The organism is Pseudomonas sp. Sample_24, assembly GCF_004307605.1.
In the GTDB taxonomy this organism is placed as follows: domain Bacteria; phylum Pseudomonadota; class Gammaproteobacteria; order Pseudomonadales; family Pseudomonadaceae; genus Aquipseudomonas.
The window spans coordinates 1-24856 of record NZ_RCNW01000487.1; the positions used below are offsets into that span (position 1 = coordinate 1).

The 24856-nt window shown below is 56.3% G+C and carries 37 protein-coding genes and 1 pseudogene; 35 read left to right on the top strand and 3 right to left on the bottom strand.

Translation table 11 applies throughout. The features are described from left to right. From D8V06_RS28025 to bfr, 31 genes and pseudogenes are all read left to right on the top strand, one after another. A pseudogene (locus D8V06_RS28025) lies at window positions 1-137 on the top strand (elongation factor Tu); the annotation flags it as partial. A gap of 157 nt (window positions 138-294) precedes the next feature. Further along, entirely contained in the window at window positions 295-606 is a 312-nt protein-coding gene (gene rpsJ, locus D8V06_RS28030) for a 30S ribosomal protein S10 (protein ID WP_003186070.1), read from the top strand. A gap of 80 nt (window positions 607-686) precedes the next feature. After that, a complete protein-coding gene (gene rplC, locus D8V06_RS28035) occupies window positions 687-1322 on the top strand; it encodes a 50S ribosomal protein L3 (protein WP_003186059.1) in 636 nt (211 codons plus the stop codon). A gap of 12 nt (window positions 1323-1334) precedes the next feature. Next, complete coding sequence (gene rplD / locus D8V06_RS28040) at window positions 1335-1937, top strand: 50S ribosomal protein L4 (protein WP_003228735.1); 603 nt, start codon at window positions 1335-1337, stop codon at window positions 1935-1937. After that, entirely contained in the window at window positions 1934-2233 is a 300-nt protein-coding gene (gene rplW / locus D8V06_RS28045) for a 50S ribosomal protein L23 (RefSeq protein WP_002555488.1), read from the top strand. Before rplD ends, rplW begins: the two co-directional genes overlap by 4 nt. A gap of 14 nt (window positions 2234-2247) precedes the next feature. Further along, a complete protein-coding gene (gene rplB / locus D8V06_RS28050) occupies window positions 2248-3072 on the top strand; it encodes a 50S ribosomal protein L2 (protein ID WP_003186055.1) in 825 nt (274 codons plus the stop codon). Between the two features lie 16 nt (window positions 3073-3088). After that, entirely contained in the window at window positions 3089-3364 is a 276-nt protein-coding gene (rpsS, locus tag D8V06_RS28055) for a 30S ribosomal protein S19 (protein WP_002555486.1), read from the top strand. Between the two features lie 11 nt (window positions 3365-3375). After that, window positions 3376-3708, top strand: coding sequence for a 50S ribosomal protein L22 (rplV, locus tag D8V06_RS28060; RefSeq protein WP_003103908.1), 333 nt, complete (start codon window positions 3376-3378; stop codon window positions 3706-3708). A gap of 13 nt (window positions 3709-3721) precedes the next feature. Continuing rightward, window positions 3722-4408: a 30S ribosomal protein S3 gene (gene rpsC, locus D8V06_RS28065; RefSeq protein ID WP_003176422.1), complete on the top strand. Its 687-nt coding sequence runs from the start codon at window positions 3722-3724 to the stop codon at window positions 4406-4408. Window positions 4409-4420: 12 nt separating this feature from the next. Then, complete coding sequence (rplP, locus tag D8V06_RS28070; protein ID WP_003228729.1) at window positions 4421-4834, top strand: 50S ribosomal protein L16; 414 nt, start codon at window positions 4421-4423, stop codon at window positions 4832-4834. Further along, a complete protein-coding gene (rpmC, locus tag D8V06_RS28075; RefSeq protein WP_002555481.1) occupies window positions 4834-5025 on the top strand; it encodes a 50S ribosomal protein L29 in 192 nt (63 codons plus the stop codon). Before rplP ends, rpmC begins: the two co-directional genes overlap by 1 nt. Before the next feature lie 2 nt (window positions 5026-5027). After that, complete coding sequence (gene rpsQ / locus D8V06_RS28080; protein WP_003176419.1) at window positions 5028-5294, top strand: 30S ribosomal protein S17; 267 nt, start codon at window positions 5028-5030, stop codon at window positions 5292-5294. A 23-nt stretch (window positions 5295-5317) separates the two neighbouring features. Next, window positions 5318-5686: a 50S ribosomal protein L14 gene (gene rplN / locus D8V06_RS28085; RefSeq protein WP_002555479.1), complete on the top strand. Its 369-nt coding sequence runs from the start codon at window positions 5318-5320 to the stop codon at window positions 5684-5686. 11 nt (window positions 5687-5697) lie between these two features. Further along, window positions 5698-6012: a 50S ribosomal protein L24 gene (gene rplX / locus D8V06_RS28090; protein WP_003186046.1), complete on the top strand. Its 315-nt coding sequence runs from the start codon at window positions 5698-5700 to the stop codon at window positions 6010-6012. Between the two features lie 20 nt (window positions 6013-6032). Continuing rightward, window positions 6033-6572 (top strand): 50S ribosomal protein L5, encoded by a 540-nt coding sequence (gene rplE / locus D8V06_RS28095; protein WP_003210069.1) that lies wholly within the window; start codon window positions 6033-6035, stop codon window positions 6570-6572. Between the two features lie 13 nt (window positions 6573-6585). Continuing rightward, window positions 6586-6891: a 30S ribosomal protein S14 gene (rpsN, locus tag D8V06_RS28100; RefSeq protein WP_003176414.1), complete on the top strand. Its 306-nt coding sequence runs from the start codon at window positions 6586-6588 to the stop codon at window positions 6889-6891. A 209-nt stretch (window positions 6892-7100) separates the two neighbouring features. Beyond that, entirely contained in the window at window positions 7101-7493 is a 393-nt protein-coding gene (rpsH, locus tag D8V06_RS28105; RefSeq protein ID WP_003228724.1) for a 30S ribosomal protein S8, read from the top strand. Between the two features lie 12 nt (window positions 7494-7505). Then, a complete protein-coding gene (gene rplF / locus D8V06_RS28110; protein ID WP_003176412.1) occupies window positions 7506-8039 on the top strand; it encodes a 50S ribosomal protein L6 in 534 nt (177 codons plus the stop codon). Between the two features lie 10 nt (window positions 8040-8049). Continuing rightward, the gene (rplR, locus tag D8V06_RS28115; RefSeq protein WP_003186037.1) at window positions 8050-8400 is read left to right on the top strand and encodes a 50S ribosomal protein L18; all 351 of its coding nucleotides are present in this window, start codon (window positions 8050-8052) and stop codon (window positions 8398-8400) included. A 3-nt stretch (window positions 8401-8403) separates the two neighbouring features. Next, window positions 8404-8904 carry a 30S ribosomal protein S5 gene (gene rpsE, locus D8V06_RS28120; RefSeq protein WP_003186035.1) on the top strand — a complete coding sequence of 167 codons (501 nt, stop codon included), beginning with the start codon at window positions 8404-8406 and terminating at the stop codon, window positions 8902-8904. 2 nt (window positions 8905-8906) lie between these two features. Beyond that, window positions 8907-9083, top strand: a complete 177-nt coding sequence (rpmD, locus tag D8V06_RS28125; RefSeq protein ID WP_003176408.1) for a 50S ribosomal protein L30 — start codon at window positions 8907-8909, stop codon at window positions 9081-9083. A gap of 3 nt (window positions 9084-9086) precedes the next feature. After that, entirely contained in the window at window positions 9087-9524 is a 438-nt protein-coding gene (gene rplO, locus D8V06_RS28130; protein ID WP_003228720.1) for a 50S ribosomal protein L15, read from the top strand. Beyond that, window positions 9525-10853, top strand: coding sequence for a preprotein translocase subunit SecY (gene secY / locus D8V06_RS28135; RefSeq protein ID WP_130932252.1), 1329 nt, complete (start codon window positions 9525-9527; stop codon window positions 10851-10853). A 24-nt stretch (window positions 10854-10877) separates the two neighbouring features. After that, on the top strand, window positions 10878-10994 hold the full coding sequence (rpmJ, locus tag D8V06_RS28140) for a 50S ribosomal protein L36 (protein WP_002555468.1): 117 nt from the start codon (window positions 10878-10880) through the stop codon (window positions 10992-10994). A gap of 130 nt (window positions 10995-11124) precedes the next feature. After that, complete coding sequence (rpsM, locus tag D8V06_RS28145; RefSeq protein ID WP_009045849.1) at window positions 11125-11481, top strand: 30S ribosomal protein S13; 357 nt, start codon at window positions 11125-11127, stop codon at window positions 11479-11481. 30 nt (window positions 11482-11511) lie between these two features. After that, window positions 11512-11901: a 30S ribosomal protein S11 gene (rpsK, locus tag D8V06_RS28150; protein ID WP_002555466.1), complete on the top strand. Its 390-nt coding sequence runs from the start codon at window positions 11512-11514 to the stop codon at window positions 11899-11901. 18 nt (window positions 11902-11919) lie between these two features. Further along, entirely contained in the window at window positions 11920-12540 is a 621-nt protein-coding gene (gene rpsD / locus D8V06_RS28155; RefSeq protein WP_003176404.1) for a 30S ribosomal protein S4, read from the top strand. A gap of 22 nt (window positions 12541-12562) precedes the next feature. Continuing rightward, window positions 12563-13564 carry a DNA-directed RNA polymerase subunit alpha gene (gene rpoA / locus D8V06_RS28160; protein ID WP_003186012.1) on the top strand — a complete coding sequence of 334 codons (1002 nt, stop codon included), beginning with the start codon at window positions 12563-12565 and terminating at the stop codon, window positions 13562-13564. A 42-nt stretch (window positions 13565-13606) separates the two neighbouring features. Then, window positions 13607-13993: a 50S ribosomal protein L17 gene (rplQ, locus tag D8V06_RS28165; protein ID WP_007970429.1), complete on the top strand. Its 387-nt coding sequence runs from the start codon at window positions 13607-13609 to the stop codon at window positions 13991-13993. 208 nt (window positions 13994-14201) lie between these two features. Beyond that, entirely contained in the window at window positions 14202-15656 is a 1455-nt protein-coding gene (locus D8V06_RS28170) for a catalase (RefSeq protein WP_130932273.1), read from the top strand. A 149-nt stretch (window positions 15657-15805) separates the two neighbouring features. Further along, the gene (bfr, locus tag D8V06_RS28175) at window positions 15806-16270 is read left to right on the top strand and encodes a bacterioferritin (protein ID WP_056855882.1); all 465 of its coding nucleotides are present in this window, start codon (window positions 15806-15808) and stop codon (window positions 16268-16270) included. Window positions 16271-16335: 65 nt separating this feature from the next. Here the strand turns inward: bfr and uvrA are convergent, their stop codons facing one another. Then, the gene (gene uvrA / locus D8V06_RS28180) at window positions 16336-19170 is read right to left on the bottom strand and encodes an excinuclease ABC subunit UvrA (RefSeq protein ID WP_130932253.1); all 2835 of its coding nucleotides are present in this window, start codon (window positions 19168-19170) and stop codon (window positions 16336-16338) included. Between the two features lie 191 nt (window positions 19171-19361). On the opposite strand from uvrA, the gene D8V06_RS28185 reads away from it, so the two are divergent. From D8V06_RS28185 to D8V06_RS28195, 3 genes are all read left to right on the top strand, one after another. Next, window positions 19362-20759, top strand: a complete 1398-nt coding sequence (locus D8V06_RS28185) for an MFS transporter (protein WP_056855880.1) — start codon at window positions 19362-19364, stop codon at window positions 20757-20759. A gap of 9 nt (window positions 20760-20768) precedes the next feature. Next, window positions 20769-21281, top strand: a complete 513-nt coding sequence (locus tag D8V06_RS28190) for a single-stranded DNA-binding protein (protein WP_056855879.1) — start codon at window positions 20769-20771, stop codon at window positions 21279-21281. Between the two features lie 152 nt (window positions 21282-21433). Then, window positions 21434-22300, top strand: a complete 867-nt coding sequence (locus tag D8V06_RS28195) for an AraC family transcriptional regulator (protein ID WP_130932254.1) — start codon at window positions 21434-21436, stop codon at window positions 22298-22300. A 35-nt stretch (window positions 22301-22335) separates the two neighbouring features. Here the strand turns inward: D8V06_RS28195 and D8V06_RS28200 are convergent, their stop codons facing one another. Beyond that, window positions 22336-22836, bottom strand: a complete 501-nt coding sequence (locus D8V06_RS28200) for a DUF417 family protein (RefSeq protein WP_056855870.1) — start codon at window positions 22834-22836, stop codon at window positions 22336-22338. Window positions 22837-23079: 243 nt separating this feature from the next. Then, on the bottom strand, window positions 23080-23628 hold the full coding sequence (locus D8V06_RS28205; protein WP_130932255.1) for a cysteine hydrolase family protein: 549 nt from the start codon (window positions 23626-23628) through the stop codon (window positions 23080-23082). 101 nt (window positions 23629-23729) lie between these two features. Here D8V06_RS28205 and D8V06_RS28210 point away from each other — a divergent pair, with 101 nt between their 5' ends. Next, complete coding sequence (locus D8V06_RS28210) at window positions 23730-24722, top strand: GlxA family transcriptional regulator (RefSeq protein WP_130932256.1); 993 nt, start codon at window positions 23730-23732, stop codon at window positions 24720-24722. Window positions 24723-24856: the final 134 nt, after the last annotated feature.

A 24856-nucleotide genomic window follows, 5' to 3' on the forward strand; every position in this document is an offset into this window, starting at 1 on the left:
TGGTAATGCCAGGTGACAACATTCAGATGACTGTTACCCTGATCAAAACCATCGCAATGGAAGACGGTCTGCGCTTCGCTATCCGTGAAGGCGGCCGTACTGTTGGTGCTGGTGTTGTAGCCAAAATCATCGAGTAATCTCTTTTTTGAGATGGCTTTGATGCTTTGAGAAAGCCCCCGCTCAGCGGGGGCTTTTTTATTGGGTTGACACCTATCTGGGGCGTCTATAGAATTGCGCCTCCTTTTAACGGGCGTATTGCGCCCGGTGGGAATAGCAGCCGGAGTCTGAAATCCAATGCAAAATCAGCAAATCCGTATCAGGTTGAAGGCTTTCGACCATCGCCTGATCGACCAATCAACCCAGGAAATCGTGGAAACCGCGAAACGTACTGGTGCTCAAGTGCGTGGTCCAATTCCACTGCCTACCCGTAAAGAGCGGTTCACCGTTCTGGTCTCCCCGCACGTCAACAAAGACGCGCGTGACCAGTACGAGATCCGTACTCATAAGCGCGTTCTGGACATCGTCCAGCCAACGGATAAAACCGTTGATGCTCTTATGAAGCTTGATCTTGCGGCCGGTGTGGAAGTGCAGATCAGCCTCGGCTAAGACTCGGTCTTAGTCGTGTAACGCTCTGAAATGGGCGGCCATAGCGGGTGAAAGCCCCGTACACTCATGAGGTTTACAACATGACTATTGGTGTAGTCGGTCGTAAATGCGGTATGACCCGTATTTTCACCGAAGAAGGTGTCTCCATTCCGGTCACGGTCATTGAGATCGAGCCGAATCGCGTCACCCAGTTCAAAACTGAAGAGACCGATGGCTATCGTGCAGTGCAAGTCACTGTCGGCGAGCGTCGCGCTTCGCGTGTAACAGCAGCTCAGGCTGGCCACTTCGCCAAGGCGAACGTTGCCGCTGGTCGTACCGTAATGGAATTCCGTCTTGAAGAAGGCGAGTACCAGGCCGGCGATCTGATCAACGCTGAAATCTTCGCCGCTGGTCAACTGGTTGATGTAACCGGTCAGTCCAAGGGTAAAGGCTTCCAGGGTACGATCAAGCGTTGGAATTTCCGCGGGCAAGATAACACCCACGGTAACTCCGTATCCCACCGCGTTCCAGGCTCTATCGGCCAGTGCCAGACTCCTGGTCGTGTATTCAAGGGCAAAAAAATGTCCGGTCATATGGGCGCTGAGCGCGTGACCGTGCAGTCCCTCGAAGTAGTGCGCGTGGACGCTGAACGCAATCTGTTGTTGGTCAAGGGCGCTGTTCCTGGCGCTACTGGCGGCAACTTGGTTGTACGTCCAGCAGCCAAGGCTCGCGGTTAAGGGGAAGCTGACATGCAATTAAATGTAAATGACGCTCAAGCGATCGAAGTTTCCGAACTGACATTTGGCGGCGAGTTCAACGAGACGCTGGTTCACCAAGCAGTCGTGGCCTACATGGCCGGCGGCCGTCAGGGTAGCAAGCAGCAAAAGACCCGTTCCGACGTTCGTGGTGGCGGTAAGCGCCCATGGCGTCAGAAAGGTACTGGCCGTGCTCGTGCCGGTACTATCCGTAGCCCAATCTGGCGTGGCGGCGGTACCACTTTCGCAGCTCGTCCACAGGATCACTCCCAGAAGCTGAACAAGAAGATGTATCGCGCAGCAATGCGTTCCATCCTTGCTGAGCTGGTGCGTACTGATCGTCTGGTCGTGGTTCAGGATTTCGCCGTTGAGACGCCGAAAACCAAAGACCTGCTGGGCAAACTGAACAACATGAGCCTGACCGACGTTCTGATCGTGTCGGACGCTGTTGATCAGAACCTGTACCTGGCTGCTCGTAACCTGCCACACGTAGATGTACGTGACGTGCAAGGTTCCGATCCAGTTAGTCTGATCGCATACGACAAGGTGTTGATCACCGTGTCGGCCGTGAAGAAATTCGAGGAGCTGCTGGGATGAACCAGGAACGCGTATTTAAAGTTCTGCTTGGCCCGCACGTTTCCGAGAAGGCTACGGTTCTGGCAGACAAGAAAGGCCAGTTCGTTTTCAAGGTTGCTACTGATGCAACCAAGCTGGAAATCAAGAAGGCCGTCGAAAGCCTGTTCAGCGTGAAAGTAGAGCGTGTTACTACCCTGAATGTTCTGGGTAAGAGCAAGCGCACTGCTCGCGGTCTGGGCAAGCGTAATGACTGGAAGAAGGCAGTTATCTCCCTTCAGCCAGGCCAAGATCTCGATTTCAGCAGCAGTGCTGAGTAAGGAAGGGGTGCATCATGGCAATCGTTAAATGCAAACCGACTTCCCCTGGCCGCCGTTTTGTGGTCAAGGTGGTCAACCAGGAGCTGCATAAAGGCGCTCCTCACGCACCGCTGCTCGAGAAGAAGTCGAAGTCTGGTGGTCGTAACAACAATGGCCGTATTACCACTCGTCACATCGGTGGTGGTCATAAGCAGCATTATCGTCTGGTCGACTTCCGTCGCAACGACAAAGATGGCATCGCTGCCACTGTCGAGCGTATCGAATACGATCCAAACCGTACTGCTCACATCGCTCTGCTGCTGTACGCAGATGGCGAGCGTCGCTACATCATCGCCCCTAAAGGCGTGAGCGCTGGCGACCAGCTGATCGCAGGTGCTCTGGCACCGATCAAGCCGGGCAACGCTCTGCAACTGCGTAACATTCCAGTTGGTAGCACCGTACACGGCATCGAATTGAAGCCAGGTAAAGGCGCGCAGATCGCTCGTTCCGCTGGTGCTTCGGCTCAGCTGATCGCTCGTGAAGGTGTCTACGTGACCCTGCGTCTGCGTTCTGGTGAGATGCGTAAAGTGCTGGCTGAGTGCCGTGCGACCCTGGGCGAAGTCTCGAACTCCGAGCACAGCCTGCGTTCGCTGGGTAAAGCTGGTGCCAAACGCTGGCGTGGCGTTCGCCCAACCGTTCGTGGTGTTGCCATGAACCCGGTTGACCACCCACATGGTGGTGGTGAAGGTCGTACCTCTGGTGGTCGTCATCCGGTATCGCCATGGGGCTTCCCGACTAAGGGCGCGAAGACTCGTGGTAATAAGCGTACCGACAAAATGATCGTCCGTCGTCGCAAGTAAATAGAGGGATACGACAGTGCCACGTTCTCTGAAAAAAGGTCCTTTTATCGATCTTCACCTACTGAAGAAGATCGAAGTGGCGGCGGAAAAGAACGATCGCAAACCAGTTAAAACCTGGTCGCGCCGTTCGATGATCCTGCCACAAATGGTCGGTCTGACCATCGCAGTACACAACGGTCGTCAACACGTCCCAGTTCTCGTTAACGAAGACATGGTCGGCCACAAACTGGGCGAGTTCGCCGGTACCCGCACTTATCGCGGGCACGTGGCAGACAAGAAAGCCAAGCGTTAAGGGGTTAGGAAATGGAAGTAGCCGCTAAGTTGTCGGGCGCTCGAATCTCCGCCCAGAAAGCCCGCTTGGTCGCCGACCAGATCCGCGGGAAGAAGGTGGGCGAAGCGCTCAACCTGTTGGCTTTCAGCAGTAAGAAAGCCGCCGAGATCATGAAGAAAGTGCTGGAGTCGGCCGTAGCCAACGCCGAGCATAACGAAGGCGCAGACGTTGATGACCTGAAGGTCAGCACCGTTTTCGTCAACGAAGGGCGTTCGCTGAAGCGCATCATGCCACGTGCCAAAGGCCGTGCTGATCGCATCGTCAAGCGGTCTTGCCATATCACTGTCAAGGTTGCTGACAAGTAACGGAGTCGAAGAGATGGGTCAGAAAGTACATCCCATTGGCATTCGCCTGGGAATCGTCAAGGAGCACACCTCCGTCTGGTACGCAGACGGTCGGACTTATGCGGACTACTTGTTCGCTGATCTGAAGGTGCGTGAGTATCTCCAAGACAAACTAAAAAGCGCGTCCGTAAGCCGTATCGATATCCATCGTCCGGCCCAAACTGCACGTATCACCATCCACACCGCTCGTCCAGGTATCGTTATCGGGAAGAAAGGTGAAGATGTTGAGAAACTGCGTCAGGACCTGACCAAGCAAATGGGTGTGCCTGTGCACATCAATATCGAAGAGATCCGCAAGCCGGAGCTCGACGGTATGCTGGTTGCGCAGAGCGTAGCTCAGCAGCTGGAGCGTCGCGTAATGTTCCGTCGCGCTATGAAGCGCGCTGTACAGAACGCCATGCGCATTGGTGCCAAAGGCATCAAAATCCAAGTGAGCGGTCGTCTCGGCGGTGCTGAAATCGCACGTACTGAATGGTATCGCGAAGGTCGTGTGCCACTGCACACCCTGCGTGCCGACATCGACTATGCCAACTACGAAGCTCACACCACTTACGGTGTGATCGGTGTAAAGGTTTGGATCTTCAAAGGCGAAGTAATTGGTGGTCGCCAAGAAGAACTGAAACCACAAGCACCAGCGCCTCGTAAAAAAGCTGCTAAGTAAGGGGTACGCCAAATGTTGCAACCAAAGCGTACGAAGTTCCGCAAGCAAATGACTGGTCACAACCGTGGCCTGGCATTGCGCGGTAGCAAAGTCAGCTTCGGCGAGTTCGCGCTGAAGTCTGTTGCTCGTGGTCGTCTCACCGCTCGTCAGATCGAGTCAGCGCGTCGTGCTCTGACCCGTCACGTAAAACGTGGCGGCAAGATCTGGATCCGTGTATTCCCGGACAAGCCTATTTCCAAAAAGCCACTCGAAGTTCGGATGGGTAAAGGTAAGGGTAACGTGGAATACTGGGTTGCCCAGATTCAGCCAGGCAAAGTCCTGTATGAAATCGAGGGTGTTTCTGAAGAGCTGGCGCGTGAGGCTTTCGCCCTGGCTGCTGCAAAGCTGCCGCTCGCCACCTCCTTTGTTAAACGGACGGTGATGTGATGAAAGCGAATGAACTTCGTGAAAAATCCGCACAGCAGCTGAACGAGCAACTGCTCGGCCTGCTGCGCGACCAGTTCAATCTGCGTATGCAGAAAGCAACTGGCCAGTTGGGGCAGTCTCATCTGCTCTCGCAAGTTAAGCGTGACATCGCTCGCGTGAAGACTGTGCTCAACCAGCAGGCAGGTAAGTAATCATGGCTGAAGCCGAAAAAACTGTCCGTACGCTGACTGGCCGTGTTGTCAGCGACAAGATGGACAAAACCATCACCGTTCTGATCGAGCGTCGCGTTAAGCACCCGATCTACGGTAAATACGTTAAGCGTTCGACTAAGCTGCACGCGCACGACGAAACCAATCAGTGCCACATCGGCGACAAAGTCACTATTCGTGAAACTCGTCCTTTGGCCAAGACCAAGTCTTGGGCGCTGGTTGATGTTCTCGAACGCGCTGTGGAAGTCTAAGGACTAGGGGTCGGAGAAATTATATGATTCAGACTCAATCCATGCTCGATGTGGCCGATAACAGCGGCGCTCGCCGTGTTATGTGCATCAAGGTGCTGGGTGGCTCCCATCGTCGTTACGCTGGTATCGGTGACATCATCAAGGTTACCGTCAAGGAAGCAATTCCTCGCGGTAAAGTGAAAAAAGGCCAAGTGATGACTGCTGTTGTAGTCCGCACTCGTCACGGCGTACGCCGTGCCGATGGCTCCATTATCCGCTTTGATGGCAACGCTGCTGTTCTTCTGAACAACAAGCAAGAGCCGATCGGCACCCGTATCTTTGGGCCAGTGACCCGTGAACTTCGTACTGAGAAGTTCATGAAGATCGTCTCGCTCGCCCCAGAAGTGCTGTAAGGAGATCCGACATGCAAAAGATTCGTCGTGACGACGAGATCATCGTGATCGCCGGCAAAGACAAAGGTAAGCGCGGTAAGGTGCTGAAGGTTCTTGCTGACAACCGTCTGGTTGTTGGTGGTCTGAACCTGGTCAAGCGCCATACCAAGCCTAACCCGATGTCGGGCGTACAAGGCGGTATCGTCGAGAAAGAAGCGCCACTGCACGCTTCCAACGTCGCCATCTTCAACGGCGAAACCAACAAGGCTGACCGCGTTGGTTTCAAAGTAGAAGACGGTAAGAAAATTCGTGTCTTCAAGTCGACCCAAAAAGCGGTTGATGCTTGAACACTGCTAGGTAGAAGACCATGGCACGACTAAAAGAGATTTACCGGAAGGAAATCGCTCCGAAACTTAAGGAAGAACTTAAGCTTTCGAACGTGATGGAAGTTCCGCGCGTTACCAAAATCACCCTGAACATGGGTCTGGGCGAAGCGATCGGCGACAAAAAAGTCATCGAGCACGCTGTTGCTGACCTGGAAAAGATCACCGGCCAGAAAGTCGTTGTGACCTACGCTCGCAAATCCATCGCTGGCTTTAAAGTCCGTGAAGGTTGGCCGATCGGCGTCAAAGTGACCCTGCGCCGTGAGCGTATGTACGAGTTCCTGGATCGTCTGCTTTCGATCTCCCTGCCTCGGGTTCGCGACTTCCGCGGCCTGAATGCCAAGTCCTTCGATGGTCGTGGTAACTACAGCATGGGCGTAAAAGAGCAGATCATCTTCCCGGAAATCGACTACGACAAGATCGATGCTCTCCGCGGTCTGGACATTACCCTGACCACCACTGCCAAGAACGATGATGAAGGCCGCGCTCTGCTGCGTGCTTTCAAATTCCCGTTCCGCAACTGATTGGAGTAGGAAAATGGCCAAGATGAGCATGAAAAACCGCGAGCTGAAGCGTCAGCTCACGGTTGCCAAGTACGCCAAGAAGCGTGCAGCACTGAAAGCAATCATCGTTGATCTGAACGCAAGTCCAGAAGCGCGTTGGGAAGCTACAGTAGCCCTGCAGAAGCAGCCACGTGACGCAAGCGCCTCGCGCATGCGTAACCGCTGCCGCCTGACTGGTCGTCCGCACGGCGTTTACCGCAAGTTCGGCCTCGGCCGTAACAAGCTGCGTGAAGCGGCAATGCGTGGTGACGTACCAGGTCTGGTTAAAGCCAGCTGGTAAATACTGTCAAAGTCTCGGTGTTCGGGGTCGCAAGATCCTGACCACCGGTGGCCTTGAATCTGAATCAAGCCCCTTTTGGGGCTTGCTTCATTTCTGGGGTGTGTCTAGAATACCCGGCTCGCCTGAGCCCGTGTTTTATACGCTCGGAGATTCTCGGCGACACGTAGTAGCCGCGAGGCTAATTTTTCTGTATTAGGAGCGTCTAGCCCATGAGTATGCAGGACCCGTTAGCGGACATGCTAACTCGAATCCGTAATGCCCAGATGGCTGAAAAGTCCGTCGTAAGCATGCCATCTTCTACTTTGAAGGTAGCTGTTGCCAAAGTCCTGAAGGACGAAGGTTACATCGCGGGTTATCAGATCAGCAGCGAAACCAAACCACTGCTGTCTATCGAGCTGAAATACTTCGAAGGCCGTCCGGTTATCGAAGAAGTGAAGCGCGTTAGCCGTCCAGGCCTGCGTCAGTACAAGTCCGTCGAAGATCTGCCGAAAGTTCGTGGCGGTCTCGGTGTGTCTATCGTCTCCACCAACAAGGGTGTGATGACTGATCGTGCTGCGCGCGCTGCCGGTGTCGGCGGCGAAGTTCTTTGCACTGTGTTCTAAGGGGGGATAAGCATGTCTCGCGTCGCTAAGAACCCCGTTAAGCTGCCAGCCGGTGTCGAAGTAAAATTCGCAGGCCAACAGCTTTCGGTGAAGGGTGCCAAGGGCACTCTCGAACTGAACATCCATTCGTCCGTTGAGATCGTTGAAGAAGCCGGTGAGCTGCGTTTTGCTGCTCGCAATGGCGATCAACAGACTCGCGCAATGGCTGGTACCACTCGTGCGTTGGTAAACAACATGGTCCAAGGCGTAAGCCAAGGCTTCGAGCGCAAGCTCCAGCTGGTCGGTGTTGGTTACAAAGCGCAAGCTAAAGGCACAGTGCTGAACCTGGCTCTTGGCTTCTCGCACCCAGTGGATTACGAACTGCCGGAAGGCATCACCGCTGAGACTCCTAGCCAGACCGATATCCTGATCAAGGGCATCGACAAGCAGCTGGTAGGTCAAGTGGCCGCCGAGATCCGCGACTTCCGTCCACCAGAGCCGTACAAAGGCAAAGGTGTGCGCTACGCGGACGAAGTCGTCCGTCGTAAAGAAGCCAAGAAGAAGTAGGGCATAGCAAATGACCGACAAAAAAGTTACTCGACTGCGTCGCGCTCGCAAAGCACGCCTGAAAATGCACGAACTCGAAGTCGTGCGTCTCTGCGTGTTCCGCTCGTCGCAGCACATCTACGCCCAGGTCATCTCGGCCGACGGCAACAAAGTCCTGGCAAGTGCCTCGACTTTGGATAAAGAACTGCGTGATGGCGCCACTGGCAACATCGACGCGGCCACTAAGGTTGGCCAGCTGGTCGCTACGCGTGCTAAGGCCGCTGGCGTCTCGCAGGTGGCTTTCGACCGCTCTGGCTTCAAGTACCACGGCCGCGTTAAAGCGCTGGCTGATGCTGCTCGTGAAGCTGGGCTGGAGTTCTAAGTTATGTCAAATAACGACCAAAAGCGCGACGAAGGCTACATCGAGAAGCTGGTTCAAGTTAACCGCGTAGCCAAAACCGTTAAAGGCGGCCGTATCTTCACTTTCACCGCGTTGACCGTGGTTGGTGATGGTAAAGGCCGTGTTGGCTTCGGCCGTGGCAAGTCGCGTGAAGTGCCTGCTGCGATCCAGAAGGCAATGGAAGCTGCTCGCCGCAACATGATCCAGGTTGATCTGAACGGCACCACTCTGCAGTACGCAATGAAGTCCGCTCACGGCGCTTCGAAGGTGTACATGCAGCCTGCTTCTGAAGGTACCGGTATCATCGCTGGCGGCGCAATGCGTGCCGTTCTCGAAGTTGCTGGCGTTCAGAACGTTCTGGCCAAGTGCTACGGCTCGACTAACCCGGTAAACGTGGTTCACGCCACTTTCAAGGGTTTGAAAGCAATGCAGTCTCCTGAATCCATTGCCGCCAAGCGTGGCAAAAGCGTCAAGGAGATCTTCTGATCATGGCTACCGTTAAAGTTACGCTGATCAAAAGCATGACCGGCCGCATCCCTAACCACAAACTGTGCGTTAAGGGTCTGGGTCTGCGTCGCATCGGTCACACTGTAGAAGTCCAGGATACTCCCGAGAATCGCGGGATGATCAACAAGGCTTACTACATGCTGCGTGTCGAGGGTTAATCGATGAAACTCAATGATCTGAGTCCAGCGCCGGGTTCCCGTCGCGAAAAGCATCGTCCGGGCCGTGGTATCGGTAGTGGTTTGGGTAAGACTGGTGGCCGTGGTCACAAAGGTCAAACCTCCCGCTCCGGTGGCACCATTGCTCCAGGCTTTGAAGGCGGTCAACAGCCGCTGCATCGTCGCCTGCCGAAGTTCGGTTTCGTTTCCCTGAAAGCCATGGATCGCGCAGAAGTGCGTCTGTCCGAGCTGGCTAAAGTGGAAGGCGACATCGTCACCGTGCAGTCCCTGAAAGATGCCAACGTGATCAACGTCAACGTACAGCGTGTGAAAATCATGCTGTCCGGTGAAGTGACTCGCGCTGTCACTATCGGCAAGGGAATCGGCGCCACCAAAGGTGCGCGTGCGGCTATCGAAGCAGCTGGCGGCAAGTTCGAGGAATAAATGGCTAAGCAAGGTGCTCTCTCTGCGCTCGGCAAAGGCGGTATGTCTGAACTCTGGGCTCGTCTGCGTTTTCTGTTCCTGGCGATTATCGTCTACCGAATAGGCGCACACATCCCGGTTCCAGGTATCAACCCGGACCGACTCGCGGACCTGTTTCGACAGAATGAGGGGACCATTCTTAGCTTGTTCAACATGTTTTCCGGCGGCGCGCTGGAGCGGATGAGCATCTTTGCACTGGGGATCATGCCGTACATTTCGGCATCGATCATCATGCAGTTGATGACAGCCGTCAGCCCGCAGCTGGAGCAGTTGAAGAAGGAAGGTGAAGCTGGCCGTCGCAAGATCAGCCAGTACACCCGCTACCTCACCGTCGCTCTTGCTCTTGTCCAGGCCATTGGCATGTCCATCGGCCTGGCGGGGCAGGGCGTTTCGTTTACTGCTGATTTCAGCTTTCATTTCGTTGCGGTAACCACATTTGTGGCTGGTGCGATGTTCATGATGTGGCTGGGTGAGCAGATTACTGAGCGTGGTGTTGGCAACGGTATCTCGATGTTGATTTTTTCGGGTATCGTCGCCGGTCTTCCGAGAGCGATCGGGCAGTCTTTCGAGTCTGCACGTCAGGGTGATATCAATATCTTCGCCCTGGTTGCCATCGGTTTGCTGGCAGTAGCGATTATCGGTTTCGTGGTGTTCATTGAGCGTGGTCAGCGTCGTATTGCTGTTCACTACGCCAAGCGTCAGCAAGGCCGTAAGGTGTTTGCTGCGCAGACTAGCCACTTGCCGCTGAAGGTGAACATGGCCGGTGTTATTCCGGCTATTTTCGCGAGCAGCATTTTGCTGTTCCCGGCTTCGTTGGGTGCCTGGTTCGGTCAGTCTGAAGGTATGGGCTGGTTGCAGGACATCTCGCAGTCGATCGCTCCTGGTCAGCCGTTGAATATTCTGCTGTTTAGTGCAGGGATTATTTTCTTCTGCTTCTTCTATACGGCGTTGATGTTCAATCCGAAAGACGTAGCGGAAAACCTGAAGAAGTCCGGTGCCTTTATTCCGGGCATCCGTCCAGGTGAGCAGTCTGCGCGCTACATTGATGGCGTTCTGACTCGCTTGACCCTGTTCGGTGCTCTATACATGACGGCCGTGTGCCTGTTGCCCCAGTTCCTGGTGGTTGCAGCCAACGTTCCGTTCTACCTTGGCGGGACCTCGTTGCTGATCGTCGTCGTGGTTGTGATGGACTTCATGTCCCAAGTACAATCGCACCTCGTTTCGCACCAGTACGAATCCCTGATGAAGAAAGCCAACCTGAAGGGTTACGGCAGCGGCATGCTGCGCTGACCCATAAGGTTCGAGGAGTTGGTGATGAAAGTTCGTGCATCGGTGAAAAAGCTGTGCCGTAACTGCAAGATTATTCGCCGCGAAGGTGTTGTTCGAGTAATTTGCAGCGCGGAACCGCGTCACAAACAGCGCCAAGGCTGAGTGTGATTGTGCTTCAAGCCCGGTAGCTAGTGCGCTACCGGGTTGATTATTTGTTATTACAGCGATATTATCTCGCGCCCTATTTCTTGGCTTCCGGGGCGTAGGTAGCTGTCAATTGGAGTCCCACTGAATGGCCCGTATTGCAGGCGTTAACATTCCAGATAACAAGCATACTGTTATCTCGCTGACCTACATCTATGGTGTTGGTCGCACTACTGCACAGAAAATTTGTGCAGAGACTGGGGTAAACCCAGCAGCAAAGATCAAAGATCTGAGCGACGAGCAAATTGAACAGCTGCGTGGCGAAGTGGCGAAGTTCACCACTGAAGGTGACCTGCGTCGCGAAATCAACATGAAAATCAAGCGCTTGATGGACCTCGGTTGCTATCGCGGTCTGCGTCATCGTCGTGGTCTTCCAGTACGCGGTCAGCGTACCAAGACCAACGCGCGTACCCGTAAAGGTCCGCGTAAGCCGATCCGCAAGTAATCGCCCCAGCGAATCGACAGGAATTTAATCATGGCAAAACCTGCTGCTCGTCCTCGTAAAAAAGTTAAAAAGACAGTGGTTGATGGCATCGCCCACATCCATGCATCTTTTAACAACACCATCGTGACCATCACCGACCGTCAAGGTAACGCTCTTTCCTGGGCTACCTCCGGTGGTTCGGGTTTCCGCGGTTCCCGCAAGTCCACCCCGTTTGCTGCTCAAGTAGCAGCTGAACGTGCTGGTCAAGCTGCGCTGGAATACGGCCTGAAAAACCTCGACGTCAACGTCAAAGGTCCAGGTCCAGGTCGTGAATCCGCAGTCCGCGCTTTGAACGGCTGTGGCTACAAGATCGCCAGCATCACCGACGTGACGCCAATCCCGCACAACGGGTGCCGTCCGCCGAAGAAGCGCCGCGTGTAATCCAGGAGATTGTAAAGAATGGCTCGTTACATTGGTCCAAAATGCAAACTCGCTCGTCGCGAAGGCACCGATCTCTTCCTGAAGAGCGGCGTGCGCGCGATCGAATCGAAGTGCAACATTGAAGCAGCACCTGGTATCCACGGCCAACGCCGCGGTCGCCAGTCCGACTACGGCACCCAACTGCGTGAAAAGCAGAAGGTCCGTCGTATCTACGGCGTTCTCGAGCGTCAGTTCAGCGGCTACTACAAAGAAGCTGCTGGCAAGAAAGGTGCAACCGGTGAAAACCTGCTGCAACTGCTCGAATGCCGTCTGGACAACGTTGTATACCGTATGGGCTTTGGTTCGACTCGTGCCGAATCCCGCCAGCTGGTATCGCACAAGTCGATCAGCGTAAACGGTCAGACCGTAAACGTTCCGTCGTATCAGGTTCGTGCTGGTGACGTGGTTGCTGTTCGCGAGAAAGCAAAAAACCAACTTCGCATTGTCCAAGCTCTCGATCTGTGTGCCCAACGTGGCCGCGTAGAATGGGTAGAAGTAGACACTGAGAAGAAGTCGGGCGTTTTCAAGAACGTTCCAGCTCGCAGTGATCTGTCCGCCGACATCAACGAAAGCCTGATTGTCGAGCTCTACTCCAAGTAAGGGCTAGAAAATAGGTGCATCCATGCAGATTTCGGTAAATGAGTTCCTGACACCCCGCCACATTGATGTGCAGGTTGTCAGTCCAACCCGCGCCAAGATCACTCTCGAGCCTCTCGAGCGTGGTTTTGGCCACACCCTGGGCAACGCGCTGCGCCGCATCCTGTTGTCCTCAATGCCTGGCTGTGCAGTAGTCGAGGCCGAGATTGACGGTGTGCTCCACGAGTACAGCGCCATCGAAGGTGTACAGGAAGACGTAATTGAAATCCTGTTGAACCTTAAAGGTCTGGCTATCAAGCTGCACGGCCGTGACGAAGTTACGCTGACCTTGTCGAAGAAGGGTTCGGGGGTGGTTACCGCTGCCGATATTCAGCTGGATCATGATGTCGAGATCGTTAATCCCGATCACGTAATCGCTAACCTGGCGTCTAACGGCGCCCTGAACATGAAGCTCACCGTAGCTCGTGGTCGTGGTTATGAACCAGCCGACTCGCGTCAGAGCGATGAAGACGAAAGCCGCAGCATCGGTCGCTTGCAGCTCGACTCTTCGTTCAGCCCGGTTCGCCGTATCGCATACGTGGTGGAAAACGCCCGTGTCGAGCAGCGTACCAACCTGGACAAGCTGGTTATTGATCTGGAAACCAACGGTACTCTGGATCCTGAAGAGGCAATCCGTCGCGCGGCAACCATTCTGCAACAGCAGTTGGCTGCGTTCGTCGACCTCAAAGGTGACAGTGAGCCAGTGGTTGTCGAGCAGGAAGACGAGATCGATCCGATCCTGCTTCGCCCGGTTGACGATCTGGAACTGACTGTACGTTCGGCTAACTGCCTTAAGGCGGAAAACATCTACTACATCGGCGACCTGATTCAGCGTACCGAAGTAGAGCTGTTGAAGACTCCGAACCTGGGCAAGAAATCCTTGACTGAAATCAAGGACGTTCTGGCCTCCCGCGGTCTGTCCCTCGGCATGCGCCTCGACAACTGGCCGCCTGCAAGTCTTAAGAAGGACGACAAGGCGACTGCCTGATCGTCGTAATCACCGAACGTAGTGTTTGGTAAGGAATGAACCATGCGTCATCGTAAAAGTGGTCGTCACCTGAGCCGCACCAGCTCGCACCGCAAGGCCATGTTCCAAAACATGGCGGTGTCGCTGTTCGAGCACGAGCTGATCAAAACTACTCTGCCAAAAGCTAAAGAGCTGCGTCGCGTTGCCGAGCCGCTGATCACTTTGGCCAAGACAGACAGCGTTGCTAACCGCCGCCTGGCTTTCGACCGTACTCGTTCGAAAGCTATCGTTGGTAAGCTCTTCAACGACCTGGGCAAGCGTTACGCTACCCGTGAGGGTGGCTACCTGCGCATCCTCAAGTGCGGTTTCCGCGCTGGCGACAACGCGCCTATGGCGTACGTCGAGTTGGTTGATCGTGCTACTGCTGGCGAAGCTGTATCCGCCGAGTAAGACGTCAGTCTGAAACAAAGAACCGGGCCTAGCGCCCGGTTTTTTGTGTCCGCTTGAAAAGCCCGCCGAGCCGCCTATAAAACGAAGAGTGATCAGGTTTCTCTATCGATTTATATCAGTCAATGAATTAGAAGATGTCATCTCGATCGTCAATACTTCCTTTCAGCCGTTTAGCCGGCAGTTCAAGACCGACAAAGGAAGAGATCGCATGAGCCAAAACAAAACGCTTACCACCGCCAGTGGCGCTCCTGTCGCCGATAACCAGAATTCCCGATCCGCCGGTCCTCGTGGCCCGCTGCTGCTCGACGATTTTCATCTGATCGAGAAGCTTGCCCACTTCAATCGTGAAAACATCCCGGAACGCCGTGTACACGCCAAAGGCTCGGGCGCTTACGGTACCTTCACCGTGACGCGTGACATCACTCAGTTCACTAGCGCCAAGCTGTTCGAGACTGTAGGTAAGCAGACTCCGACGTTTCTGCGGTTCTCAACCGTTGGTGGTGAGCGTGGTTCGGCAGACACCGAACGTGACCCCCGCGGCTTTGCCTTGAAGTTTTATACCGAAGAAGGTAACTGGGACATTGTCGGCAACAACACACCGGTGTTTTTCATTCGAGATCCGCTGAAGTTCCCGGACTTTATCCACACGCAAAAGCGTCTGCCGCAGAGCAACCTCAAGAGTGCGCAGGCGATGTGGGATTTCTGGTCGCATTCTCCAGAGGCATTGCATCAGGTCACGATCCTGTTTTCAGATCGCGGCATCCCTGATGGTTACCGTCACATGCACGGCTTTGGTAGCCACACGTATAGCCTGATCAACACCAGTGGCGAGCGTCATTGGGTCAAGTGGCACTACAAGACCCGGCAGGGCATCAAGAATCTGGCACCGGCAGATGCAGCGCGTCTGGCCGGGACTGATCCTGATTACGCTCAGCGCGACCTGTTTGAGGCCATCGAGCGCGGTGACTTTCCGAAATGGAGCGTGTGCATTCAGATCATGACGCAAGCTCAGGCCGCCGCACATTATGAAAACCCGTTTGATGTCACCAAAACCTGGTCGCAGAAAGAGTTTCCGCTGATCGAGGTCGGTGAGCTGGAACTCAATCGCAACCCGCTCAATTACTTCGCTGAGGTTGAGCAAGCCGCATTCGGTCCTAGCAATATGGTGCCGGGTGTTGGTCTGTCGCCGGATCGCATGCTGCAAGGCCGAGTATTCGCGTATGCGGATGCACATCGCTACCGTGTTGGTACCAACCACCAGCAACTGCCAGTGAACGCGCCTCGCAGTCCTGTAAACACCTATCAGCGTGATGGCTCCATGGCTTTCGGAAGCAATGGCGGTGCGGCACCGAACTACGAGCCGAACAGCTATGTGGAGGCACCTAAACAGGCGCCTCGTTATGCCGAGCCTGCGTTGGCTGTAAGCGGGGCTGCCGATCGCTATGACCATCGTGAGGACACCGACTACTACAGCCACGCCGGTGCACTTTTCCGATTGATGAGCGATGAGCAGAAAAACTTGCTGGTCAGCAACATCGCTGGAGCAATGGCAGGTGTGTCGAGTGATGTGGTCGACCGGCAGTTGCAGCATTTCTTCAAGGCCGACCCGGCGTATGGAGAAGCAATCGCAACGCTACTCAACGTACAGCTTAACGAAGTCTAAATGAGAAGCAGAACCGCCCTTATTAGGGCGGTTTTTGCGTTATTTCAGCTGGTTTTCTCAGAATATCTTCGCTTTTATTGCGTCTGCCGAGTGACGTTGCAGCCCGGTTGGTTCAAACTACAGACTTTAAAGCAGGGAGATGTAGGGCGATGCAAGGCCACCCAGACGTTATCGATTACCTCAACACGTTGCTGACCGGCGAGCTGGCCGCGCGTGATCAATATTTCGTCCACTCGCGGATGTATGAGGACTGGGGTTTCACCAAGCTCTACGAACGTATCAACCATGAAATGGAAGAAGAAGCAGGTCATGCTGATGCGCTGATGCGTCGCATCCTGATGCTCGAAGGCACACCGCGCATGCGTCCGGACGACCTCGATGTCGGCACCACCGTACCGGAAATGCTCGAAGCGGATCTGCGTCTCGAGTACAAAGTTCGCGCCGCTCTGTGCAAAGGTATTGAGCTTTGCGAGCAGCACCAGGATTACGTTAGCCGCGAAATGCTACGCATCCAGCTCAACGACACCGAAGAAGATCACACTTACTGGCTGGAGAAGCAGCTGGGTCTGATCAAGTTGATCGGTCTCGAGAACTACCTGCAATCCCACACCTGATCTCAGCGAATACAAAAAAGCCCCTGTCACCGATAAAGTGACAGGGGCTTTTTCATTGCGTCAGGTCAGGCGCGATCACGCTCCAGCAGCGGCTTGAGGTAGTAACCCGTGTGAGACTGCTTCATTTCGGCCACCTCTTCGGGTGTGCCGACCGCAATGATCTGTCCACCCTTTGACCCGCCTTCCGGCCCCAGATCCACCAGCCAGTCGGCGGTCTTGATCACGTCCAGGTTGTGTTCGATGACGACGACTGTGTTGCCGTGGTCGCGCAATCGATGCAGTACGTCGAGCAGTTGCTGGATGTCCGCGAAATGCAGCCCTGTCGTCGGCTCGTCAAGGATGTACAACGTCTTGCCGGTATCGCGCTTGGAGAGCTCGCGGGACAGTTTGACCCGCTGGGCCTCACCACCGGACAAGGTTGTCGCCGATTGCCCCAGCTTGATGTACGACAGGCCGACGTCCATCAACGTTTGCAGCTTGCGCGCCAGCGCCGGTACAGCGTCGAAGAACTCACGTGCTTCCTCGATGGTCATCTCAAGCGTTTCATGGATGCTCTTGCCCTTGTATTTGATCTCAAGGGTTTCACGGTTGTAGCGTTTGCTCTTGCAAACATCGCATGGCACATAGATGTCGGGCAGAAAGTGCATTTCAACCTTGATCAAGCCATCGCCCTGGCAAGCTTCGCAGCGACCGCCCTTCACGTTGAAGGAGAAACGCCCGGGGCCATAACCGCGGGAACGTGATTCAGGCACGCCAGCGAACAACTCGCGAATCGGCGTGAACAAACCGGTGTAAGTCGCGGGGTTGGAGCGCGGCGTGCGACCGATCGGGCTCTGATCGATGTCGACAACTTTGTCCAGATGCTCCAGTCCCTTGATGCTGTCGTGGGCCGCGGCTTCCAGCGTGGTTGCGCCATTCAGTGCCGTGGCGCTCAGTGGGAAGAGCGTGTTGTTGATCAGCGTCGATTTGCCCGAGCCGGAGACTCCGGTCACGCATGTCAGCAGGCCGATCGGGATTTCCAGGTCGACATTGCGCAAGTTGTTGCCGCGAGCGCCCTTGAGCGACAACGACAACTTCTTGTTGCGGGGCGTGCGTTTGGCGGGTACCTGGATTTTCACCCGGCCCGACAGGTACTTGCCGGTCAGGGAGTCCGGGTGGGCCATGACTTCGGACGGCGTACCTTCGGCGACGATATGACCGCCGTGAACCCCGGCGCCTGGGCCGATATCCACCACGTAGTCGGCCAGACGGATCGCATCTTCGTCGTGTTCGACGACGATCACCGTGTTGCCGATGTCGCGCAGGTGCTTGAGGGTACCCAGTAGCCGGTCGTTATCACGCTGGTGAAGGCCGATCGATGGTTCGTCGAGGATGTACAGAACGCCCACCAGCCCAGCGCCGATCTGGCTCGCCAGACGAATACGCTGCGCTTCACCACCGGACAGCGTGTCCGCGCTGCGATCCAGCGACAGATAGTCGAGGCCGACGTTGACCAGGAACTGCAGGCGTTCGCGGATTTCCTTGAGAATCTTGTCGGCGATTTCCCCGCGACGGCCGGTCAGTTTCAGGCCACCGAAGTAGTCACAGGCATCGCCGATCGGCAGATTGGTGACCGCCGGCAAGGTTTTCTCACCGACCCACACATGCCGCGCCTCACGGCGCAAGCGTGTACCGCGGCAGTCCGGACACGACTGGGTGCTGAGGAACTTGGCCAGTTCTTCACGCACCGAGGCCGATTCGGTTTCGCGGTAGCGCCGCTCCAGATTCGGCACGATGCCTTCGAACGGGTGCGAGCGTTTGACAATGTCACCGCGGTCGTTCAGGTACTTGAAGTCGACGTTTTGCGAGCCACTGCCGTGCAGGATCTGCTTTTGCTGATCGGCCGGCAGTTCGTTGAACGGCACTTCCAGGCTGAACTTGAAGTGGGAAGCCAGCGACCCGAGCATCTGGAAGTAATAGACATTGCGCCGGTCCCAGCCACGTATCGCGCCTTCGGCCAGCGTCAGCTCGCCATTGACCAGCCGCTTGATGTCAAAGAACTGCTTCACACCCAAGCCATCGCAAGTCGGGCAGGCGCCGGCCGGGTTATTGAAGGAAAACAGCTTCGGTTCGAGTTCGCTGATGGCGTGACCGCAAATCGGGCAGGCGAAGCGTGCGGAGAAGATCATCTCTTCGCCGGGCTCGTCGTCCATCGGCGCCACCAGGGCGATGCCGTCCGCCAGTTTCAGTGCGGTCTCGAATGATTCGGCCAGACGCTGCTGCAGGTCGGGACGGACCTTGAACCGGTCGACCACGACATCAATGGAGTGCTTCTTCTGTTTGTCGAGCTTGGGCGCTTCGTCCAGCTCATACAGCTTGCCGTTGATCCGGGCGCGTACAAACCCTTGGGCGCGCAGCTCTTCAAAGACTGACAGGTGTTCGCCTTTACGCTCGCGGATGACCGGGGCCAACAGCATCAGTTTGCTGCCCTCCGGTTCGGCGAGGACCAGATCGACCATCTGGCTGACAGTCTGCGCTTCCAGCGGAATGTCATGGTCCGGGCAACGCGGAATACCCACGCGTGCATACAGCAAGCGCAGGTAGTCGTAGATTTCGGTGATGGTGCCGACGGTCGAGCGCGGGTTGTGGGAGGTCGATTTCTGTTCGATGGAGATCGCCGGCGACAAGCCTTCGATGGTGTCGACGTCGGGCTTTTCCATCATCGACAGGAACTGGCGGGCATACGCCGACAGCGATTCGACGTAGCGGCGCTGGCCTTCGGCGTACAACGTGTCGAACGCCAGGGAAGACTTGCCGGAGCCGGACAGGCCGGTGATGACGATCAGCTTGTCCCGTGGCAGGGTCAGGTCGATGTTCTTAAGGTTGTGGGTTCGAGCCCCACGAATCAGGATCTTGTCCAAGGTGGCCTCGCTTGGCGGGCGTCGAAAACGTAGGAGTATACGGCCAAATACTGGATGGATGCACACTATCGAATGATGTCATTGCAGGCTTACATGAAAGCTCTGTCATCTACACGCGGCAAAGCGTCGCGATATACCCTGCCAATCGATGGGACTGGTAGAATCGCCGCCGGTTCACATGAGGTTTTTCCATGCACGATCCCCACAGCGAACGCATGAGTGGCAGCGAGACCCGCGCAGCGAGCGGTCTGGCCCTGGTGTTCGCCTTCCGTATGCTTGGCATGTTCATGGTGTTGCCGGTGCTGGCGACCTATGGCATGGACCTGGCAGGCGCGACCCCGGCCCTGATCGGGCTGGCGATTGGCGCTTATGGCCTGACCCAGGCGATTTTCCAGATTCCCTTTGGTTTCATTTCCGACCGTATCGGTCGCCGCCCGGTGATCTACCTTGGGCTGATCATCTTCGCCCTGGGCAGCGTATTGGCGGCCAACGCCGATTCGATCTGGGGCGTGATCGCCGGTCGCATCCTGCAGGGCGCCGGGGCGATTTCCGCAGCGGTCATGGCGTTGCTGTCGGACCTGACCCGCGAACAGCACCGGACCAAGGCCATGGCCATGATCGGTATGACCATCGGTCTGTCGTTCGCCGTCGCCATGGTCGTGGGGCCATTGCTGACCCGTGCCTTCGGCCTGTCCGGGCTGTTTCTTGCCACGGGCGGCATGGCGCTGTTGGGCATTGTGATCGTGATGTTCATGGTGCCGCGCTCCACCGGGCCGTTGCAGCATCGCGAGTCCGGCGTGGCGCGCCAGGCTTTGATTCCTACCCTTAAACACCCGGATCTGCTGCGTCTGGATCTGGGGATTTTTGTCCTGCATGCAATGCTGATGTCGAGCTTCGTTGCCTTGCCGCTGGCGCTGGTGGAAAAAGCCGGGCTGCCCAAGGAGCAGCATTGGTGGGTGTACCTGACTGCGTTGCTGATTTCCTTCTTCGCCATGATTCCGTTCATTATCTACGGCGAGAAGCGACGCAAAATGAAACGAGTTTTACTCGGCGCCGTCGTGACGCTGATGCTCACTGAGCTATTCTTCTGGCAGTTTGGCGATAGCTTGCGGACTCTGGTGATCGGTACGGTGGTGTTCTTCACCGCGTTCAATCTGCTGGAAGCTTCACTGCCATCGCTGATCAGCAAGGTTTCACCGGCCGGCGGCAAAGGCACGGCGATGGGGGTGTATTCCACCAGTCAGTTCCTCGGGTCGGCATTGGGCGGGATACTCGGCGGCTGGTTGTTCCAGCATGGCGGTTTGTCGGTTGTCTTCCTGGGATGTGCCGGGCTGGCTGCACTTTGGTTGGTCTTTGCTGTTACCATGCGCGAACCTCCCTATGTAACGAGCCTGCGCTTGCCGTTGTCGCCCGAAGCGATTCGTGAAGCTGGCCTGATCGAGCGCCTCAAGGCCGTCGTAGGGGTAACAGATGCAATTGTCGTTGCCGATGAAGCCGCCATTTACATCAAACTGGACACAGAATTATTGGATCGCACCACTCTCGAGCGTCTGGTGAACAACCCGGCCGCGACAGCGTGCGAAGCCTAGGAGAACGCAATGGCCCGTGGGGTTAACAAAGTCATATTGGTCGGCACTTGCGGCCAGGATCCTGAAGTTCGCTACCTGCCCAATGGCAACGCCGTGACCAACCTGAGTCTGGCGACCAGCGAGCAATGGACTGACAAGCAAACCGGTCAGAAAGTCGAAAAGACCGAATGGCACCGTGTGTCGATGTTCGGCAAAGTCGCAGAAATCGCTGGCGAGTACCTGCGTAAAGGTTCACAGGTCTACATCGAAGGCAAACTGCAGACCCGCGAGTGGGAAAAAGACGGTATCAAGCGTTACACCACTGAAATCGTGGTCGACATGCAAGGCACCATGCAATTGCTGGGCGGCCGTCCTCAGGGCGACCAGCAGGCTCAGGGCGGCGGTAACTACCAGCAATCCGCTCCGCGCCAGCAGGCTCCACGTCCTGCTCCGCAACAACAGCCACAGCGTCCGGCCCCACAGCAGGCCGCACCGCAACCGGCTCCGGATTTCGACAGCTTCGATGACGATATCCCGTTCTGATTCCTGCAAGCAGCAATAGAACCTGAAAAGCCCGGCTTCCGTATGGATGCCGGGCTTTTCGCATTTTCACCTGGGAAAATCCTGCGGGGGACAGGCCCGACCCAGGTGCGGTGGTATTCTGCTACAGGTGTAGAGCCCGTGAAGAATTGCCCATGGATCGCCTATCCACGTTGTTGTCACAGTTTGGCGTACGCGCAAATCTGTTTTACAGCGGCAAGCTGTGCGGAGTGTCTACCTATGAGGGTGCCGACCAACGCGGTCATATTCATCTGTTGCAGGCCGGCTCTGTCACGTTGAAAGTCCCCGGGCGGCGCGAAATGCTGTTAACGCGCCCAAGCCTGATTTTCCTGCCACGCCCCAGCCGTCACCAACTCATCGCCAGTGAGCCTGAGGGCGCTCAGCTGTTATGCGCGTCGATGGTGTTTGATGGCGGTGTCAGCAATCCTCTATGTGTTTCGCTTCCGGACCTGCTGGTGCTACCCCTGGATGAGTTGCCGCTGCTGGCGGACACCTTGAGATGGTTGTTCAGTGAAGCTGCGGATGGGCATTGTGGCAGGGAAGCGGTGCTTGATCGCTTGTTCGAACTGTTGATTATCCTGCTGTTCCGGCATTTGCTCGATCACCAGCAGTTGAGCACCGGCATGATGGCCGGATTGGCCGATGTGCGCCTGGCTCGCTCGCTGATACAGATGCACAACCATCCTCAACGCCCCTGGTCCGTGGCGGAGCTGGCGAACGAGTCGAACATGTCGCGCGCCGCGTATGCGCTGCATTTTCGTGCGGTCCTGGGACAAACCCCGCTGGATTATCTTTTGAGCTGGCGGATCAGTCTGGCGCAGAAGCGTTTGCGGGAGGGACGGCCGATAACGCTGATCGCCGACGAAGTGGGCTATGAAAGTCCTTCGGCGCTCGCCCGTGCCTTTCGCCGCAAGACCGGCAGCAGTCCACGGGACTGGATGAAATCACTGAGCGGTGAGGGCGTCTTTCTAGCGCAAGACGGCGATGACCTGAATGTATGAACTGATTCAGGCCATCGGTGGATGAGGTTGTCAGCTCAAGGGGTTTCCAATCGGGTCAGCGAATGGCCTGCCACGAACAGGGACGCGGCAAGCAAGCCGATGTCCTTGAGCAGGAACTGGCCTGGCGCGACGGTAATGGCCGGGAAACCAAGGCCGGGCTCGACCACACCGGGCGTCGAGAACATAAAGCTCAACGTGGTGAAAAACAATCCGGCCGACAAAGCGCCCCCAATCAATGAAAGCTTTGGTGAGAACAGGCGGCCCGCAATCAGTACACCGATCGAAACCTCCAGGACACCCAGCAAACTGGAAAACAGATCGACGCTGAAAAGCTGATAGACCCAACCCAGCAAGGGACTGTTGCTCACCAGGGGGACCAGCCCCTGCGCTTCGTAGTGAGTGAATTTCATTCCGCCGAACCAGAAGTAGATTACGGCGAGGGCGAAATAGATACCGTAGGTCCCGATCGCCATGGTGGTGAGACCCAGGGATGTTTTTTTCTTCAGGCTGTCGGTGCTGATAGTCATGCTGTTCATTGTTCAGGCTTCCAGTGAGATTTCTCGAAAGTGGCATGGGTGCAAGCAACAATCCCCCGCGGATGCGTTGGGAGTGAGGCCATTGTTAGCGTTGGCATGACTTTCCAGCGTTCAGGCGGTCTTGCGTTCGGTGCAGATCGTCCAGACTCACAGGCAATAAAAAGCCCATGGCATTTGCGGCCATGGGCTTTTGCATTTTTGTTGCCGGTCAGGTTCTGGCAAATGCCAGCATGACCGAAGTGCTTATCGGGCCAGGAACTCGTCGGTCGACACCACGCTGGCATAAGCAAAACCCAGTGCCGACATGAAGGCGGCATGCACATGGGCTGCCGGGACGGTGAGGCCATTGAACTCCAGATCGCGGGAGGCGCAGGCGTCATGGATCACCGTAACGCTGTAGCCCAGATCATTGGCCGCCCGGGTGATGCCATCGACGCACATGTGGCTCATGCTGCCGACGACCACCAGCTCCTTGATGCCTTGCTCGTCGAGGATCGACTGTAGTTCGGTTTCGCGGAACGAGTTGACGAAGTGCTTGAGCACCACCGGCTCATTGGCCAGGTTGAGGACTTTGGGGTGAAGCTTGGCGCCCTCGGAGTTCGGGGTGAAAAACGGCGCGTCCTCTGAGGTGAATTCGTTGCGAATGTGCACCACCGAATCACCGGCCTCGCGAAAAGCCTTGAGCAGGCGAACGGCGTTGTCGGCAGCGGCATCGGCGCCGACCAGCGGCCACTTGCCTTGGGGGAAGTAGTCGTTTTGGATATCGACTACGATGAGTGCTTGCTTGGCCATGACTGTTTCCTCGAAGTGCGGTTTGGTGTGGAATCAAGTATTGGCTTGTGCAGGCCTTCCGAGGATTGGCCGCACCGACAATTGAAAGGGGAAAACTGACAATGGACGCACAAAGGCCAACCGCCGAGCTGGGGGTGGTGATCTATCCTGGCGCGCAAATGGCGGCGGTGCACGGCTTGACGGACCTGTTCGGGGTGGCCAACCGGATTGCCGGGGAGCATCAGGCAGCACATCTGCCGTTGTTGCGCGTCAGCCATTGGCAGGTCGAGGGTGACCGGGAACCGGTGCGGGTTTACGACAGCCATCCCGGCCCCGAGCACGCGTTAGTGGCGGTGCTGATTCCGCCGTCGATTGCCGGGTTCTCCGAAGGCCAGGCGCCGCAAGGGCTGATTCAGTGGATTCGTCAGCAGCACGCCAACGGAGCAACTCTGGGTGGTGTCTGTGTCGGCTCGATCCTGTTGGCCGAAAGTGGTTTGCTCGACGGTCGTAGCGCCACGACACACTGGACCTCGTCCAAGACCTTTGCCGAGCGTTATCCGGCCATCAAACTCAAGGCCGACACGCCGATTGTCGACGATGGCGACTTGATCACCACTGCCGGATTGATGGCCTGGTCGGAACTGGGGTTGCGTCTGGTGGATCGTCTGCTGGGACCAAGCATTGCCACCGGCACCGCGCGTTTTCTGGTGGTCGAACACAGCGACAGCGCCAGCGAGTGCGGCAGCAACTTTGCGCCGATCCTCAACCATGGCGATGGGGCGATACTCAAGGTCCAGCACTGGCTGCAAAGCACCGGGGCCACTGACGTTTCGCTCACGACGATGGCTGAGCGCGCAGGGTTGGAGGAGCGTACGTTTCTGCGCCGGTTTCGCGCGGCCACCGGGCTCAAGCCCACCGAGTACTGCCAGCACCTGCGTGTCGGCAAGGCACGGGAAATGCTCGAGTTCACCAATGGCACCATCGATCACATTGCCTGGACCGTGGGCTATCAGGACCCGGGGGCTTTCCGTTCGACGTTCAAGAAAATTACCGGGCTGGCGCCGAGTGATTACCGGACGCGGTTTGGGGTGACGCCAGCCGCTGCGAACCGATAATCACCACAACCTCCCTGCAGGAGCGTTTATTGATCGTGCAAATTGCATGGAGTGGATTTGCTGTCGTGCAGAATAAAGCAGGCGCCATGCCATCACCGCTCGCGTAAATGTTTGATTGAAAAAGCATTTTCCCG

Bases quoted from the DNA above. Each gene is read 5' to 3' on its own strand.
- rpsJ (WP_003186070.1), top strand. From the start codon at position 295: ATGCAAAATCAGCAAATCCGTATCAGGTTGAAGGCTTTCGACCATCGC.
- rplC (WP_003186059.1), top strand. From the start codon at position 687: ATGACTATTGGTGTAGTCGGTCGTAAATGCGGTATGACCCGTATTTTC.
- rplD (WP_003228735.1), top strand. From the start codon at position 1,335: ATGCAATTAAATGTAAATGACGCTCAAGCGATCGAAGTTTCCGAACTG.
- rplW (WP_002555488.1), top strand. From the start codon at position 1,934: ATGAACCAGGAACGCGTATTTAAAGTTCTGCTTGGCCCGCACGTTTCC.
- rplB (WP_003186055.1), top strand. From the start codon at position 2,248: ATGGCAATCGTTAAATGCAAACCGACTTCCCCTGGCCGCCGTTTTGTG.
- rplV (WP_003103908.1), top strand. From the start codon at position 3,376: ATGGAAGTAGCCGCTAAGTTGTCGGGCGCTCGAATCTCCGCCCAGAAA.
- rpsC (WP_003176422.1), top strand. From the start codon at position 3,722: ATGGGTCAGAAAGTACATCCCATTGGCATTCGCCTGGGAATCGTCAAG.
- rplP (WP_003228729.1), top strand. From the start codon at position 4,421: ATGTTGCAACCAAAGCGTACGAAGTTCCGCAAGCAAATGACTGGTCAC.
- rpmC (WP_002555481.1), top strand. From the start codon at position 4,834: ATGAAAGCGAATGAACTTCGTGAAAAATCCGCACAGCAGCTGAACGAG.
- rpsQ (WP_003176419.1), top strand. From the start codon at position 5,028: ATGGCTGAAGCCGAAAAAACTGTCCGTACGCTGACTGGCCGTGTTGTC.
- rplN (WP_002555479.1), top strand. From the start codon at position 5,318: ATGATTCAGACTCAATCCATGCTCGATGTGGCCGATAACAGCGGCGCT.
- rplX (WP_003186046.1), top strand. From the start codon at position 5,698: ATGCAAAAGATTCGTCGTGACGACGAGATCATCGTGATCGCCGGCAAA.
- rplE (WP_003210069.1), top strand. From the start codon at position 6,033: ATGGCACGACTAAAAGAGATTTACCGGAAGGAAATCGCTCCGAAACTT.
- rpsN (WP_003176414.1), top strand. From the start codon at position 6,586: ATGGCCAAGATGAGCATGAAAAACCGCGAGCTGAAGCGTCAGCTCACG.
- rpsH (WP_003228724.1), top strand. From the start codon at position 7,101: ATGAGTATGCAGGACCCGTTAGCGGACATGCTAACTCGAATCCGTAAT.
- rplF (WP_003176412.1), top strand. From the start codon at position 7,506: ATGTCTCGCGTCGCTAAGAACCCCGTTAAGCTGCCAGCCGGTGTCGAA.
- rplR (WP_003186037.1), top strand. From the start codon at position 8,050: ATGACCGACAAAAAAGTTACTCGACTGCGTCGCGCTCGCAAAGCACGC.
- rpsE (WP_003186035.1), top strand. From the start codon at position 8,404: ATGTCAAATAACGACCAAAAGCGCGACGAAGGCTACATCGAGAAGCTG.
- rpmD (WP_003176408.1), top strand. From the start codon at position 8,907: ATGGCTACCGTTAAAGTTACGCTGATCAAAAGCATGACCGGCCGCATC.
- rplO (WP_003228720.1), top strand. From the start codon at position 9,087: ATGAAACTCAATGATCTGAGTCCAGCGCCGGGTTCCCGTCGCGAAAAG.
- secY (WP_130932252.1), top strand. From the start codon at position 9,525: ATGGCTAAGCAAGGTGCTCTCTCTGCGCTCGGCAAAGGCGGTATGTCT.
- rpmJ (WP_002555468.1), top strand. From the start codon at position 10,878: ATGAAAGTTCGTGCATCGGTGAAAAAGCTGTGCCGTAACTGCAAGATT.
- rpsM (WP_009045849.1), top strand. From the start codon at position 11,125: ATGGCCCGTATTGCAGGCGTTAACATTCCAGATAACAAGCATACTGTT.
- rpsK (WP_002555466.1), top strand. From the start codon at position 11,512: ATGGCAAAACCTGCTGCTCGTCCTCGTAAAAAAGTTAAAAAGACAGTG.
- rpsD (WP_003176404.1), top strand. From the start codon at position 11,920: ATGGCTCGTTACATTGGTCCAAAATGCAAACTCGCTCGTCGCGAAGGC.
- rpoA (WP_003186012.1), top strand. From the start codon at position 12,563: ATGCAGATTTCGGTAAATGAGTTCCTGACACCCCGCCACATTGATGTG.
- rplQ (WP_007970429.1), top strand. From the start codon at position 13,607: ATGCGTCATCGTAAAAGTGGTCGTCACCTGAGCCGCACCAGCTCGCAC.
- D8V06_RS28170 (WP_130932273.1), top strand. From the start codon at position 14,202: ATGAGCCAAAACAAAACGCTTACCACCGCCAGTGGCGCTCCTGTCGCC.
- bfr (WP_056855882.1), top strand. From the start codon at position 15,806: ATGCAAGGCCACCCAGACGTTATCGATTACCTCAACACGTTGCTGACC.
- D8V06_RS28185 (WP_056855880.1), top strand. From the start codon at position 19,362: ATGCACGATCCCCACAGCGAACGCATGAGTGGCAGCGAGACCCGCGCA.
- D8V06_RS28190 (WP_056855879.1), top strand. From the start codon at position 20,769: ATGGCCCGTGGGGTTAACAAAGTCATATTGGTCGGCACTTGCGGCCAG.
- D8V06_RS28195 (WP_130932254.1), top strand. From the start codon at position 21,434: ATGGATCGCCTATCCACGTTGTTGTCACAGTTTGGCGTACGCGCAAAT.
- D8V06_RS28200 (WP_056855870.1), bottom strand. From the start codon at position 22,836: ATGAACAGCATGACTATCAGCACCGACAGCCTGAAGAAAAAAACATCC.
- D8V06_RS28205 (WP_130932255.1), bottom strand. From the start codon at position 23,628: ATGGCCAAGCAAGCACTCATCGTAGTCGATATCCAAAACGACTACTTC.
- D8V06_RS28210 (WP_130932256.1), top strand. From the start codon at position 23,730: ATGGACGCACAAAGGCCAACCGCCGAGCTGGGGGTGGTGATCTATCCT.